Source organism: Exiguobacterium sp. BMC-KP (assembly GCF_001275385.1).
Classification (GTDB): Bacteria; Bacillota; Bacilli; order Exiguobacteriales; family Exiguobacteriaceae; genus Exiguobacterium_A.
This window is the reverse complement of sequence record NZ_LGIW01000015.1, coordinates 1,825,220-1,838,543: the sequence shown is the minus strand read 5'-3', so window position 1 is coordinate 1,838,543 and position 13,324 is coordinate 1,825,220. Positions and strand designations below refer to the sequence as shown.

15 protein-coding genes are annotated in these 13,324 nt (G+C 45.0%); 12 read left to right on the top strand and 3 right to left on the bottom strand.

What is annotated here, in order from left to right:
- The first annotated feature begins 41 nt into the window (after positions 1-41).
- Positions 42-1,148, top strand: a complete 1,107-nt coding sequence (locus tag ADM98_RS15315; RefSeq protein WP_053454228.1) for a DUF418 domain-containing protein — start codon at positions 42-44, stop codon at positions 1,146-1,148.
- A 52-nt stretch (positions 1,149-1,200) separates the two neighbouring features.
- Positions 1,201-2,352 (top strand): chromate efflux transporter, encoded by a 1,152-nt coding sequence (gene chrA / locus ADM98_RS15310; RefSeq protein WP_053454227.1) that lies wholly within the window; start codon positions 1,201-1,203, stop codon positions 2,350-2,352.
- A gap of 60 nt (positions 2,353-2,412) precedes the next feature.
- On the opposite strand, the gene ADM98_RS15305 is transcribed toward chrA, so the two are convergent.
- From ADM98_RS15305 to ADM98_RS15295, 3 genes are all read right to left on the bottom strand, one after another.
- Entirely contained in the window at positions 2,413-2,829 is a 417-nt protein-coding gene (locus ADM98_RS15305; protein WP_053454226.1) for a GNAT family N-acetyltransferase, read from the bottom strand.
- Positions 2,804-3,835, bottom strand: a complete 1,032-nt coding sequence (locus ADM98_RS15300) for an LCP family protein (protein WP_053454225.1) — start codon at positions 3,833-3,835, stop codon at positions 2,804-2,806. The genes ADM98_RS15305 and ADM98_RS15300 overlap by 26 nt, the downstream gene beginning before the upstream one ends.
- Positions 3,836-3,902: 67 nt before the next feature.
- Positions 3,903-4,544, bottom strand: a complete 642-nt coding sequence (locus tag ADM98_RS15295) for a YigZ family protein (RefSeq protein ID WP_053454224.1) — start codon at positions 4,542-4,544, stop codon at positions 3,903-3,905.
- A 97-nt stretch (positions 4,545-4,641) separates the two neighbouring features.
- Here ADM98_RS15295 and ADM98_RS15290 point away from each other — a divergent pair, with 97 nt between their 5' ends.
- From ADM98_RS15290 to flgL, 10 genes are all read left to right on the top strand, one after another.
- Positions 4,642-5,814 carry a sensor histidine kinase gene (locus tag ADM98_RS15290; RefSeq protein WP_053454223.1) on the top strand — a complete coding sequence of 391 codons (1,173 nt, stop codon included), beginning with the start codon at positions 4,642-4,644 and terminating at the stop codon, positions 5,812-5,814.
- Positions 5,811-6,506, top strand: a complete 696-nt coding sequence (locus tag ADM98_RS15285) for a response regulator (RefSeq protein ID WP_053454222.1) — start codon at positions 5,811-5,813, stop codon at positions 6,504-6,506. The genes ADM98_RS15290 and ADM98_RS15285 overlap by 4 nt, the downstream gene beginning before the upstream one ends.
- 131 nt (positions 6,507-6,637) lie before the next feature.
- Positions 6,638-7,480, top strand: a complete 843-nt coding sequence (locus ADM98_RS15280; RefSeq protein WP_053454221.1) for a DegV family protein — start codon at positions 6,638-6,640, stop codon at positions 7,478-7,480.
- A gap of 183 nt (positions 7,481-7,663) precedes the next feature.
- On the top strand, positions 7,664-8,875 hold the full coding sequence (locus ADM98_RS15275) for a helicase-related protein (protein ID WP_160315951.1): 1,212 nt from the start codon (positions 7,664-7,666) through the stop codon (positions 8,873-8,875).
- 86 nt (positions 8,876-8,961) lie between these two features.
- Entirely contained in the window at positions 8,962-9,510 is a 549-nt protein-coding gene (locus ADM98_RS15270; protein ID WP_235504909.1) for a ComF family protein, read from the top strand.
- 81 nt (positions 9,511-9,591) lie between these two features.
- Positions 9,592-9,933, top strand: coding sequence for a hypothetical protein (locus ADM98_RS15265; RefSeq protein ID WP_152910984.1), 342 nt, complete (start codon positions 9,592-9,594; stop codon positions 9,931-9,933).
- Positions 9,934-9,969: 36 nt separating this feature from the next.
- Positions 9,970-10,218 carry a flagellar biosynthesis anti-sigma factor FlgM gene (gene flgM / locus ADM98_RS15260; protein ID WP_023469293.1) on the top strand — a complete coding sequence of 83 codons (249 nt, stop codon included), beginning with the start codon at positions 9,970-9,972 and terminating at the stop codon, positions 10,216-10,218.
- Positions 10,219-10,339: 121 nt separating this feature from the next.
- Positions 10,340-10,747: a flagellar protein FlgN gene (locus ADM98_RS15255; protein WP_053454217.1), complete on the top strand. Its 408-nt coding sequence runs from the start codon at positions 10,340-10,342 to the stop codon at positions 10,745-10,747.
- Positions 10,748-10,759: 12 nt separating this feature from the next.
- The gene (flgK, locus tag ADM98_RS15250; protein WP_053454216.1) at positions 10,760-12,316 is read left to right on the top strand and encodes a flagellar hook-associated protein FlgK; all 1,557 of its coding nucleotides are present in this window, start codon (positions 10,760-10,762) and stop codon (positions 12,314-12,316) included.
- A gap of 18 nt (positions 12,317-12,334) precedes the next feature.
- The gene (gene flgL / locus ADM98_RS15245) at positions 12,335-13,312 is read left to right on the top strand and encodes a flagellar hook-associated protein FlgL (RefSeq protein ID WP_053454215.1); all 978 of its coding nucleotides are present in this window, start codon (positions 12,335-12,337) and stop codon (positions 13,310-13,312) included.
- Positions 13,313-13,324 lie beyond the last annotated feature (12 nt).

The following is a 13,324-nucleotide window of genomic DNA, read 5'->3' as shown; positions in this document are numbered from 1 at the left end:
CTCATCTCAATGTGCGGTCTTTTTTTAAGGGAGATGAGAAAATGCAAGAAATCAATAAGAATGAACGCATTCAGTACTTGGATGTGTTGAGGGGATTTGCTTTGTGTGGCATTTTATTTGTCAACATGCCGAGTTTTCTTGGCGATCGACCGAATGCAATGATGGGGGATGTCGATCAAGCGATTCGTTTAGTGTTTGATCTGTTCATCCAGACGAAATTCTATACGCTGTTTAGTGTCTTGTTTGGAGCGGGTTTTTATCTGTTCATCCAGCGTTTGCAGCAAAAAGGATTACCAAAGACGATTTTTGCGCGACGGCTTGGGATTCTCCTTGTCATTGGACTAGTACACTTATGCATTTGGCAGGGTGACATTTTACATACGTACGCGTTCACTGGTTTTATCTTGTTATTATTCGTAAAAGCAAAACCGATTACGAAATTGTTGTTTGCGGTAGCATTTCAAATCTATGCTGTTCTGCTCTACTTACTTATTTTTTTTGGGGCTCGTCAATTCGGTGATGCGCCCGTCGTCGAGCTAGATAAGACACTCCAGTCTTTCGTAACGTCGCGCGATATTCTCGGATTTTTGTCTCATCACGTGACGGTTCAATTACCGGAAGCCCTTATGAATTCAGGTGTCATTTGGCCAGAGATTCTATCGTTGTTTTTGATTGGAGCTTATTTAATGGAACGCTTTAGTGCAGCACCCCCAACGAATCGTTTCCTATGGTGGACGCTTGGAATCAGTTTAGTGCTGACACTTCCATCGTTCGCAGGAATCATTCAAGCGCATGCTGACGTACCAGACGGATCGATCAATCTATTTTACGTCTGGCTTTCCGGACGCACACTTGCGATCACCTATGCGTGTGCCGTCGCGTTACTCGTTCGTGCTGGGCGTATGCAATGGTTTGCTGGACTCGGACGGATGGCATTGACGAATTATTTGATGCATACGCTCGTCTTTACTGTGTTCATCTTCTTCAGTGGACAACATGGAACGACGCCGTTATGGCAAGGACTGTTACTTGTATTCCTGCTTTTGATTACACAAGGGGTTACTTCGAACAGATATCTCCAGCATCATCCACAAGGTCCCATGGAGAAATTGTGGCGAAAAGGAACATATGGTAATAAAAAACGTTGAAGTTCACAGGAACTTAACATCTTTTTTGTAAAATGAAAGATGGAGGTGAAACATGCATCGTTTAATTGAAATCTTTCTTGTATCGTTTAAGCTCGGAATAACGTCGTTTGGCGGTCCGGTCGCCCACCTTGGGTACTTTTATGAAGAATATGTCAAACGAAAAAAATGGATTGATGAAAAAGCATATGCTGATTTAGTGGCGCTCTGTCAATTCCTTCCTGGTCCTGCTTCGAGTCAGGTCGGAATGGGGATTGGTCTGATCCGTGGTGGGGTATCAGGTGCGATTATTTCTTTCATTGGTTTCACGTTACCGTCGAGTATCGCCTTGATTCTATTCGCCATTCTTGCAACGCAGTTCGATGTCGCAGAAGCTGGATTCATTCATGGCTTGAAGCTCGTTGCGGTTGCGATCGTTGCTGACGCCGTTCTTGGTATGGGAATGAAGCTTGCAACGGGAGTCAAACGGATGACGTTGATGCTACTGGCGCTAGCAGGCGTCCTTTTGATTGCGCATCCACTAGCGCAAGTCGGTGTCTTATTACTAGCAGGTCTGCTTGCGTTCTTCTGGTTTAAAGAGGAGTCAGAGAAGGGTGGGTCCTTGTCGATTCGCGTCCCACGCTTACTTAGCGTCACAGCACTCGTCTTATTCTTTGTTTTACTCGCTGTCACCCCGTTTCTCGCTCAAGTGACGACTGGAACGATCCAGCTGACAAGTATCATGTACAGTGCCGGGGCCCTCGTCTTTGGTGGCGGACATGTCGTTTTACCGTTTCTTGAACAAATGCTCGTACCTGGACTCATGAACACGGATACGTTCCTTGCTGGATATGCCGCAGCACAAGCGGTACCGGGACCACTGTTTACATTCGCGACGTATCTCGGTACGATCATCTCCGGTATTTCCGGGGGAATTCTTGCGACACTCGCCATTTTCTTGCCCGGTTTCTTACTCGTCATCGGTGTTTTACCGTACTGGGATCGTATTCGAAAAAATCAGGCAGTCGGTCGGATCTTGATTGGCGTCAACGCTGCCGTCGTCGGTATCTTACTTGCTGCTCTGTATGACCCGATTTTTACTTCAAGTATTAAGAGTGGTCTTGATTTCTTGATTGCCTTCGGATTATTCTGTTTACTGCGTTTTTATAAACAGTCGCCGTTACGGATCGTGTTGATTGGAGCCGTTCTCGGATTCCTGTTCTTTTAAACTGCACAAAGGAGCAGCAGACATGGGTCTGCTGCTCCTTTGTTTTCGCTTAATGAAGCTTTAGATTCGAGTCAAAAAGACAAGTTCGACATCTTGGCGCCACTCGCGTTGGACTTCCGTAAAGCCAAAACGAGCGTAGAGCGTAATGGCGGGAAGATTACGCGCACCAGTCAGGACGTGCTTCACATGATCATGCTGGAGCAGATATTGCAGTAAGGATTGTGCGATGCCTTGACGAAAGTATGCCGGATCAACAACGAGGCGAGTAATCGTCCTATCATCATATGTGATTGCACCGACTACGTTATCATGCAAGAGATAAACGAACCCTTTCGGCTGCTCCGCTTCGATGTCATCAATTGTTTCCGATAAAGGTGGAAAGTTTGTCGTCTCAAGTAGACGCGCCTCGACTTGATAAGCGAGACGTTGAAGTTTTAACAAAGCCGGATGATCAGTTGATCGTAGTCGTCGTATCATCTGTTGCCTCTTCAGATGTCGTCATATCGGTGGCGTCATCAGCAGGTAGATTGAGTTGTTCTTTTAATGTCGTTTTAGCTTCGGCAAGTGAAAGGGGATCGATTTGATAGTAATAAACGCCATTGATTTTCGTATCAGAACCCGTTAAATCAATGCGATTAATGGATCCGAGTGATTTAACGAACGGTTGCAGTTGGAAGGCTTCCGTTAATGACATATTCGTTTTGAAGTTGTCTCCTGTAGCATCCATTAAATCATTGAGCTTCGTAATCGAACCAAAAGAAGTCGACTGTTCGATGATCGCTTGAACGATTTGTTGTTGTCGCTTCGTTCGACCGATGTCGCCTTCAGGATCCTCATAACGCATTCTAGCGTAAGCTAAGGCTTCTTCTCCGTTAAGTGTCTGTTGACCAGGCTCGAGTTTAATGCTGTTTCGTTTGTCTGAAGAGTCGAGCGTGTCGATCGGTAGTTTGACGTCGACATCAATACCGCCGAGCGCATCGACGATAGCAACGACACCATTAAAGTTGATGGAGGCGTAGTAGTCTACAGGAATATCAAATAACGTTTCGACTGTCTCGATCGTCGAATCGATTCCTCCATAAGCGTACGAATGGTTAATTTTATCTTCATATCCGACAGAAGGGATTTGGACGAGAGAATCTCGGGGAATGCTAACCATGTCTACGGTCTGATCTGTTTTATTGAACGTTGCGATAATCATCGTATCAGCGCGGGAAGACGTGTCTCCTGGACGTTCATCCGTTCCGACAAGCAAGACGGAGAAATGGTCCTTCGTCAAGTCGATTGCAGCTTCCCGTTTTTCTGACTTGTCTCCGCGTGCTAAGTCGACCTTTGTCTCATTAGCCGTTTGAAGGGTCTTATTGGCGACGTAAGCGAATGCTGCACCGCCGGTTACTAAAATGATCAAAAATAAAAAAACAAGACGCTTGAACCAAGAACGCTTCTTTTTTTTCTTTGACCGTGATCGTATCGGTTCATCCATTTCAAGTACTCCTTACTTAACAGAATTATTAAAAAACTTTCGGAATCTTTACAATCAGTATAGCAGGTCAGGAAAGAATGTCACGTTCGAGGTAGCGAAAAGCACCTTCTTGGAACTGGGCTTGCGCATTCGTCAGGTCTGTCATCCATTCAATAAAGGCAGGGACGTCTGCCGTTTTAACCAAGACATCGACTTGGACTTGATCCAGATAATGAATCTGATCAATGGGATGAATGCTTGAGCGAAGTTCATTCTCGATTTTCCCAAGCCATGTATAGTCAATGTGCACTTCTACCAATTGATGTTGAATGCGTTCAACGATACCGATTGCATTCAATGCTTCCGAGACGCTTGAGCCATAGGCACGAATTAATCCACCGCCACCGAGCTTAATACCGCCAAAGTAACGCGTGACGACAACAACGGTATCACGTAAATTTCTTTTTTTTAGTACTTCAAGCATCGGGACTCCTGCCGTTCCGCTAGGTTCACCATCATCACTTGCTTTTTGGATTTGATTTTGTTCCCCGATGACATACGCAGAACAGTTATGATTGGCATCGTGATGCTTCTTTTTAATCTGCGCAATGAAGTCCTGCGCCTCTGTTTCTGAAGAGATGCGAGAAATATATGTAATGAATCGAGACTTTTGAATAATGATTTCGTGGAAACCGTTTTCTTTTACTGTATAATAATGAGATAATGTCATACTATTAATGTCCTCCTCGTTGACTAGTTCTTTCTAGCATAACGACGTTCAGAGAGAGAGACAACCATTTGAGTGGTAAGGACCGGAGGGAGTCACGATGACGCATGAAATGAAGGAGCGACTGTCGTTGAATGATATCGTACAAAACATCATTGGTGTCGTAGAGGAAAGTCGCGAAGAAATCGTTCGGATCACGGAGGATTCGAGAGAGCAATATGCTGAAATCCAGCAAGAATTGCGCGACTTGAAAGTTCGTGTCCATGATTATATAAAAGAAGCCGAGCGACTAGAACGTCATATTAAGGATGCCAAGACACGACTAGTCATCGTCAGCAAAAATTTCGAAAGCTATTCGGAACAAGATGTTCGAAAAGCCTATGAAACGGCGAATTCACTACAACTTGAGTCGTTCATCAATCAACGGGATGAGATGAATTGTCGGAAGCGACGTGATGAATTGGAACGTCGTCTCGTTCAGTTAGACGAAACGATTGAACGAGCAGATATGTTGATTGGACGTGTCTCCGTCGTCTTGAATTTTTTGACGGACGATATGCAAGTCATGAACGAAAAGTACGAAAAAGCGATGCAAAAACAGGAAATGGGCTTAAAAGTCTTTCAATCTGCTGAAAACGAGAGGCGACGGTTATCTCGCGAGATGCATGATGGTCCTGCACAGACATTAGCGCACGTATTAATTCGGGCAGATTTGATCGAGAAGATTCATCAACACAATGGAGCAGAAGCGGCCTTTGAGGAAATTCATCGTCTTCGTGTCTTAATTCGAGATGGCTTAGCGGATATTCGTCGGATCATTTATGATCTTCGTCCGATGACGTTGGACGATCTTGGTTTCGTACCGACGCTTGAGCGGTATTTACGACATATGCAAGAAATTTCGAATATTGAGATTCAATTTAAATATCTAGGCGGTGGCGAACGAATCGATTCCACCTATGAGGTCGCGGTCTTCCGAATCGTTCAAGAAGCTGTTCAAAATGCAGTGAAGCATTCCAATGCAAAGGACATTCGTATTATCATAGAACAATATCAACATTCCATTCGCATTCACGTAAAGGATAATGGAGTCGGTTTTGATTTTGACTCAATCGTCGATTCACATGACGAGTCATTTGGATTGATCGGAATGCGTGAACGTATTGAATTGATCGATGGAGAATTCGAGGTCGAAACGTACCCTGGGGGCGGGACGGTCATCAAGGTAAAGATTCCGATCGAGGAATCCGAAGCGAGAGGGGAAACACTGTGAACAACGAGCAAGTGAAAGTAGTCATCATTGACGATCATCAGTTATTCCGTGAGGGAGTAAAGCGAATCCTTGATTTCGAGGAGGAGTTCGTAGTCGTAGCGGAAGGAGAGAGTGGCGTAGATGTCATTCCTCTCGTCGAAGCACACCAACCAGACATCGTATTGATGGATATTAACATGCCACAAGTCAACGGTGTCGACGCAACGAAACGTTTAATGGAAGTACACCCGGAAGTTCGGGTCATCATCTTATCGATCCACGATGATGAGACGTATGTCATGCACGCTTTAGGAGCTGGAGCTGTCGGGTATTTATTGAAAGAGATGGCGACGGATGAACTCGTCAACGCGATTCGTTCCGTCTATCGTGAAGGTGGATATGTACATCCGAAAGTAACACCTAATCTACTTCAAGAATACAGACGTCTCATGAAGATGAAACAAACGATGTCATCTCAGCCCGTTGAACGCCGGGTAGCTGAAGCACCACTGCATGTATTGACACGGCGAGAATGTGAAGTTTTGCAGCTACTAGCAGATGGATTCTCAAATCGGGCGATTAGCGATACGTTATATATCAGTGAAAAAACAGTCAAAAACCACGTATCTTCGATTCTTCGAAAGATGAATGTACCGGACCGAACCGGTGCAGTCGTCGAAGCGATTCGCCGCGGGTGGGTCGTCGTCGTATGAACGGAAAAGGAAGACAGGAGCAGGGCTCCCGTCTTCCTTTTTTTATCCACTCAGAAGTGCTACACTTATAAACGATTGTGATATATGGAGACTTATGTCACGACGGAACTATAAAAGCGAGGAAATCACGGATGAGTCAGATTGTGATCGTAACGGATAGCACTGCCTATCTGCCAACAACGTATTGTGAAGAACATCAAGTACATGTCGCACCGCTTAGTGTCATCTTTGAAGGAGATGCTTATCGGGAAGGGTTTGATATTTCGGTTGCTGATTTTTATGAACGGATTCGGACGGGTAGCCTTCCGACAACTTCACAGCCGAATATTGGAGATCTCGTTGCGACGTTCGAACAACTGCCAGAAGGAACAGATATCATTGGCATCACCCTCTCAAGCGGGATCAGTGGGACATATCAAGCGTTGCACACGATCAATATGATGATTGATCATGTGAACGTCCATCCTATCGACTCACGTATTTCCTGTATGCCGCAAGCGTTTCTCGTCCAAGAAGCGGTTCGTTTGCGAGATGCAGGAGCCACGGCGGAAACGATCGTCCATCATTTAGAAGAGTTAAAGGAGCGCATTCGTGCGTATTTTGTCGTGGATGATCTCGAACACCTCCAACGCGGAGGACGTCTCAGTGTCGCTCAAGCATTCGTGGGTTCGTTCTTAAAGATTAAACCCGTTCTCCATTTCGTTGATGGAAAAATCGTTCCGTTCGAAAAAATTCGGACGTTCAAGCGAGCCGTCAACCGAATCGAAGAGATGATGCAAGAAGATATCGACGGAGACGGAACTGGGTATACGATCGGCGTCATTCATGCAGAAGACTCTACGAAAGCAGAACAAGAAATTGCGTCCTTACAGACGAAATTTCCAAATGCTAAAATCGAGATGAGTGTATTTGGTCCTGTCATTGGTACACACCTTGGACCGGGCGCGATTGGTATCACATGGTACAAAAAATAAGATGAAAACACATTGACGGAGTCTATCGTCAATGTGTTTTTTCTTGTCTAGATACATAGGATAGCAAAACTTTTTTTTGAGAAATCGCGTATTCCATACATACATCTTTTATACAGCATACATTGCTGATTTTCCCATCTGTCAGTCAAGATGAAGCAAATGGGAAACGAAGGAAGTGAAGCAATGGATATACGCGGGAGATGGATTTCAGCAAAACAGATTGAAATCCGATTGTCGACGCATCAACTCATTCCAGCTGTGACGTTAACGTGTCAGCGATGTGGAGCTTTTCCTGTTAAAGGACCTTGCACGTGCGGAAAGCGTTGCTATTATTGTCGACGGTGTATCGCATATGGGAAGTTGCGTACGTGTGATCAGCTCATCACCGATACACGACCACTTGATCCTGTACGTCCAGCACAGCATCAACCGATTCGATTGACACCTGCTCAAACGACTGTTGCGGAAGCAATCGAGCAGACAATCATCCGGGGTGGGAGACTACTCGTTCATGCAGTTTGCGGAGCAGGAAAAACACCGATGTTTTTTCCTAGCATCGAAAAAGCATTAGCGAGCGGAAAACGTGTCCTCGTCACGGCACCACGTGCGGATGTCGTCCGTGAATTAACACATCATATCAATCAGGCATTTCCAACTGCTCACGTCGTATCTTTATATGGTGGATCAGCGGATCGTCTTCTCTTAGGTGAAATCACAGTCAGTACAACGCATCAACTGATTCATTACCGATCCTGTTTTGATGTCGTCATTTTGGATGAAGTCGATGCCTTTCCTTTCCATCTGAACTGGACGCTACATCGCTACGTCAAACGAGCGATGACGCCAAAAGCAGCACTGATTTTATTAAGTGCGACGCCATCGATATGGCATCATCGCTATCCGACAGTACGACTGATGCGGCGTTATCATGGACATCCCTTACCGGTTCCCCGCCTGAAGTCACCGTTTACGACACAGACGATTCTGGATTGGCTACGTCAGCATGAACAGCAACCGCGTCTCGTATTCGTTCCACGCATCTCAGCACTCGAAGCATGGCAAGAACGATTAAAGAAAGCTGGCATTTATGTGACGACCGTCCACGCGGAAGACCCGGAACGAATTGAGAAAATCCAATCGTTTCGTACGACTAACGGTATTTTGCTAACGACGACGATTTTAGAGCGAGGCGTGACGATCTCTAATGTACAAGTGGCGGTTCTTGATGCCGATCAAGGATTTAGTACGAAAGCCTTGATTCAAATTAGTGGGCGTGTAGGGCGTGATGCGGCTAATCCAAATGGAGACATCTCATTTTTCGCCAATGATCGGTCGGATGCCCTATTTTATGCCGTCCATCAGATCCAAAAAGCGAATCGATGGACTAGCACATGAAGTGTTTGTTCTGTCAGCATGACTTTATACCTAGCTGGGAACTGAGCAATATGTGGACTAGCCAAAGCGTTTGTACTCCCTGTAAAATGAAATTTGTAAAAAGTGGTGGATGCGCAGATTGTGGCAAACCAGATGTAGACCTCTGTCAAGACTGTCAACGGTGGAAAAATCTTGGCTTAGCACTTCATACGCGTACGATGTATCTCTACAATGAAGAAGCTAAAACATTCATGCATCATTATAAATTTTTAGGAGATACTGTCCTAATTCAGATGTTTACCAATGAGTTGAAGAAGGTAAAAATGAGGAGAGGATGGATCGTTCCAATTCCGCTTAGCCGTGACCGCCTGTCTGAACGAAAGTTTAACCAAGCAGAAGAGATCGCTAAACAAATGAATGGGAAGGTCACCTTAGCTTTAAAGCGCGACGAAGGAACACCACAGAGTAAGAAATCAAGAGAAGAACGTCTTAAACGATCGAATCCATTTCATGTCACGAAAGAAGTTGCAGGAAAAAATATCTTGCTGGTCGACGATGTCTATACAACAGGAGTGACACTCCGGCAAGCTATGGTGCGTCTCAAGGAAGCAGGCGCAAGTGAAATTTCTGCAGTAACTTTATTTCGGAGTATTTAATATTTCGTCATTCCTGCCGATACTCTGAATGAGGTGAAGGAAATGGATGTAGTAAACTGCAAATCTTGTGGGAAAATTTTCATGAAACAATCTTCTGATCTCTGTCCGACGTGTATGCGTCAGGATCATCTGAATTTCGAAAAGGTACGCGAATTCTTGCGAGAGCGGCGAAAAGTCCGAACTTCACCGAATGATGTCGAGGTACAAACAGGAGTCAAACGCGAGACCGTCTTTCGTTATATCAAGGAAGGGCGCTTGTTGATTTCTGAGATTTCTCAAATGGAAATCACGTGTGAGAGTTGCGGAAAAACCTCTCATGAAGGGACGATTTGTGCTGACTGTCGTGAAAAATTGCGACGTGACCTCGCCCAAGCGATGCAAGATTCTGTGGACCCTTCGAAACCGAGAACGTATCGAACTTAAATCAAGAATCTCGTAATCTAGAAAGCAGGTGTTCACATGCGAATTGATTCGACTAAATGGGTGAACATGCCCAAGACGTATGAAAGAAATCAACCCGTAGAAGGAACCGAAACAAAACGAATGAATCGAACAGACGAAGTGACGATTTCAAAAGAAGCACGCGTGCGCTTCGAAGGAACGACTTCATCGCGGGCAGATAAAATTGCCTCCCTTAAACAAGCCATTCAGGATGGAACCTATAAACCGGATGCGAACAAAATCGCGGAACGTTTCTTGAACTTGTAATAAGGTGAATGAAACTGACATTAGAAGCGACTCGGGGCACGGATGCGCGGGTCGCTTTTTATATGAAACGATAGCAAGGTAGTAAAGTAGTGGGACTCATGATAAAAGGAGCAAACACGATATGGAAATCATCCGACAGTTGACGGAGGCGCATGAAGCATTATTAGCGCTCGCCTTTTCAAAAAAAGAGGCATTGATTCAAAACGACATGAGTCGCCTTTCGAAAATCGTCAAGGAAGAACCCGTTTTGCTGAAACGCATCGCGACATTAGAGCAAGAGCGCATCGAATACATGGGAACAGTGACGATGACGGAGTGGATCGCGTCACACCCTGAAGATGTTGAAACGCTTCGTGCGCTCTTATCGACGATGGGGCAACTGCGAAAAGCGAATGCGCTGAACGCAGAGTTATTAGAACAATCGTTACATTATATCGAATGGCATTTGCAATTGCTCGTACCGGAAGCGGATGACTTTACATATGGTCAATCGACGTTTGACCGGACACACTTCAATCGAAATGCATAAGGAGGAAGTCGAATGGGTTCAACATTCATGGGGCTTGAAACGGGACGCCGTGCGCTGACGACGAGTCAATGGGCGTTACAAGCGACAGGAAATAACGTATCAAATGCCGGAACGGCAGGATTTTCAAGACAGCGTCTCGTCCAAGCGACGACGGAACAACTTTCGGTCTCCCTAGGCGGCGGAAAAAACGTTCAATTCGGAACTGGTGTCCGCGGAGAATTGGTCGAGCGATTACGTGATGTGATGGTCGATAAACAATATCGTGACGAATCAACGAAGTATGCATACTATTCAACGAAAGCAGCAGCATTCGGTCGAATGGAAGATATCATCAATGAACCGTCTGAAACGGGTCTTGCGAAAACACTCGATAGTTTTTGGGCATCTTTACAGGGATTGTCGAAAAATCCGCAAGACTCAGGTGCGCGAAGCGTCGTTCGTCAGCAAGCGGATACCGTATCGAAGACGTTCAACTATCTAGCGACTTCGCTAACGAAGGTGCAAGGAGACTTAAAAAATGAACTGGATGTCTCAACGAAAAAAGTAAATGATCTTCTGCAGAAAATCTATAACGTCAATACACAAATTCATGAAATCGAACCGATTGGTGTCTTACCAAACGACTTGTACGATGAACGCGATCGTTACTTCGATGAATTATCGACATATGTGGATTTTGAAAAGGAATCAATCGATGCATCGGACATCGTCTCAGGTAACATGGGGAATGCGGCGAAGATTGCGGAAGGTCGTGTGAACGTAAAGTTGATCATGCCTGGCGGAGTCACTTCTGAGGTCGTCAATATGAAGACGGATACAAAAGCACGTTCGATCGAATTCACAACGGATCCTACGACAAAAGCGATTACTGGGTATCAAACAGATACTACTCCTGTTTTATTTACACCTACGAAAGGTTTTTCAAACGGGAAACTCTGGGCCTTATTACAAATGCATGGTTACCAAAACAGTGGTGAAACAACATTGACAGGTGAATATCCTAAGATGCTCGATAATCTGGATAAGATGGCTAAGCAATTTGCTGAAAGCTTTAATACACAACATAGTTCACACGCTATCGTCACAGAAGATCCAGTAACAAAAGCGACGGTCACGACAAAAGGAACAGATAAGTTTTTTATTGCCTCGAGCGGTACTGAGATTACAGCGAAAAATATAGCTGTTGGAAGTGAGATTTGGTCTAGTCTCTCGAATATCATCGTCTCAAAAGATGGCAATATCGGGGATGGGTCTGGTGCACAGGCGCTTGCCGACATTAAAACAAAAACACTTTCTGGTCTTGGGGCAACAATCGGTTCGTTTTATCAATCGATCATCGGTGACATGGGGGTAGCGACAAGCCAAACGATTGACCTCGGAAAAAATGCCAGCGTTTTAATGGATAACGCCGATCAACGCCGAATGTCAGTCTCAGCGGTCTCACTCGATGAAGAGATGACGATGATGATTCAATACCAGCATGCATACAATGCAGCAGCACGAAACATCACAACGGTCGATGAAATGCTCGATAAAATCATTAACGGTATGGGATTAGTCGGTCGCTGATAAGGAAGGAATGAGGACATGCGGGTCACACAAACGATGCTGACAAAGACGAATATTGGTCATTTGTCTTCGAGTTATCAAAAATTGAGTACGTTACAAGAACAACTGATCAGCGGTAAAAAAATTCAAAAGCCGTCTCAAGATCCTGTCGTTGCAATGCAGGGGATCCGGTACCGGACAGAAGTCCGTGAAGTCGATCAGTTCAAAAAAAATGTCGATGAAGCGACAGGCTGGATGGATCTAACCGATTCTGCTTTAGATGAAGTGACGTCTGCCATGCGCCGGATCAACGAATTAACGACACAAGCAGCGAATGATACGTATGATGGCACACAGCGGAAAGCCATCCAAAGCGAAGTCGGACAGTTGATCGAACATATCGGAACACTGGCGAATACAAAGTATAACGAAAAGCAAATATTCAATGGTACAAAGACCGATCAACCGTTCATCGACATGGAAAAACTGAAAGCATTTTTAAAGGATAATGTAGATACCGCGACGGTTGACTCAATCTTCACGACATCCGTTGGACCAGGAAACGGTAAAATCGAATATGAAGTATCTTCAGGAATCAAAGTACAAGTTAACGTCACACCTACAGATGGTGGCGACGGTGGTGTGTTTGGGAAAGATACGTTCACGACACTAAAGAAGTTATTTAATGCACTCGGTGGTACAAAAGAAGATGGAACTGCTGGCAGTAGCACGAATAACGGAACCGAATTATCCGGCATGTTGAAAGACTTAACGGCGATGTTGAACAAAACGGTCGAAGTGCGCTCGGATTTAGGGGCACGCGTGAATCGACTGGAACTGAACGCGTCTCGCTTAGAAGATCAAGAAATCATCGCAAAAACGGTTATGTCTGATAATGAAGATATCGAAACAGAACAGGTCATCATGGAATTAAAATCACATGAAACGTTACATCGTGCCGCACTCAGTGCAGGGGCACGAATCATCCAACCATCGTTACTTGATTTTCTTCGATAAGGGGTGAACAGG

What these genes read in the sequence shown, in the direction of transcription:
- ADM98_RS15275 (WP_160315951.1), top strand. Translation starts at nt 7,664, where the DNA reads ATGGATATACGCGGGAGATGGATTTCAGCAAAACAGATTGAAATCCGA.
- ADM98_RS15265 (WP_152910984.1), top strand. Translation starts at nt 9,592, where the DNA reads ATGAAACAATCTTCTGATCTCTGTCCGACGTGTATGCGTCAGGATCAT.
- ADM98_RS15280 (WP_053454221.1), top strand. Translation starts at nt 6,638, where the DNA reads ATGAGTCAGATTGTGATCGTAACGGATAGCACTGCCTATCTGCCAACA.
- ADM98_RS15295 (WP_053454224.1), bottom strand. Translation starts at nt 4,544, where the DNA reads ATGACATTATCTCATTATTATACAGTAAAAGAAAACGGTTTCCACGAA.
- ADM98_RS15290 (WP_053454223.1), top strand. Translation starts at nt 4,642, where the DNA reads ATGACGCATGAAATGAAGGAGCGACTGTCGTTGAATGATATCGTACAA.
- flgM (WP_023469293.1), top strand. Translation starts at nt 9,970, where the DNA reads ATGCGAATTGATTCGACTAAATGGGTGAACATGCCCAAGACGTATGAA.
- flgL (WP_053454215.1), top strand. Translation starts at nt 12,335, where the DNA reads ATGCGGGTCACACAAACGATGCTGACAAAGACGAATATTGGTCATTTG.
- ADM98_RS15300 (WP_053454225.1), bottom strand. Translation starts at nt 3,835, where the DNA reads ATGGATGAACCGATACGATCACGGTCAAAGAAAAAAAAGAAGCGTTCT.
- ADM98_RS15305 (WP_053454226.1), bottom strand. Translation starts at nt 2,829, where the DNA reads ATGATACGACGACTACGATCAACTGATCATCCGGCTTTGTTAAAACTT.
- ADM98_RS15270 (WP_235504909.1), top strand. Translation starts at nt 8,962, where the DNA reads ATGAAATTTGTAAAAAGTGGTGGATGCGCAGATTGTGGCAAACCAGAT.
- ADM98_RS15255 (WP_053454217.1), top strand. Translation starts at nt 10,340, where the DNA reads ATGGAAATCATCCGACAGTTGACGGAGGCGCATGAAGCATTATTAGCG.
- chrA (WP_053454227.1), top strand. Translation starts at nt 1,201, where the DNA reads ATGCATCGTTTAATTGAAATCTTTCTTGTATCGTTTAAGCTCGGAATA.
- ADM98_RS15315 (WP_053454228.1), top strand. Translation starts at nt 42, where the DNA reads ATGCAAGAAATCAATAAGAATGAACGCATTCAGTACTTGGATGTGTTG.
- flgK (WP_053454216.1), top strand. Translation starts at nt 10,760, where the DNA reads ATGGGTTCAACATTCATGGGGCTTGAAACGGGACGCCGTGCGCTGACG.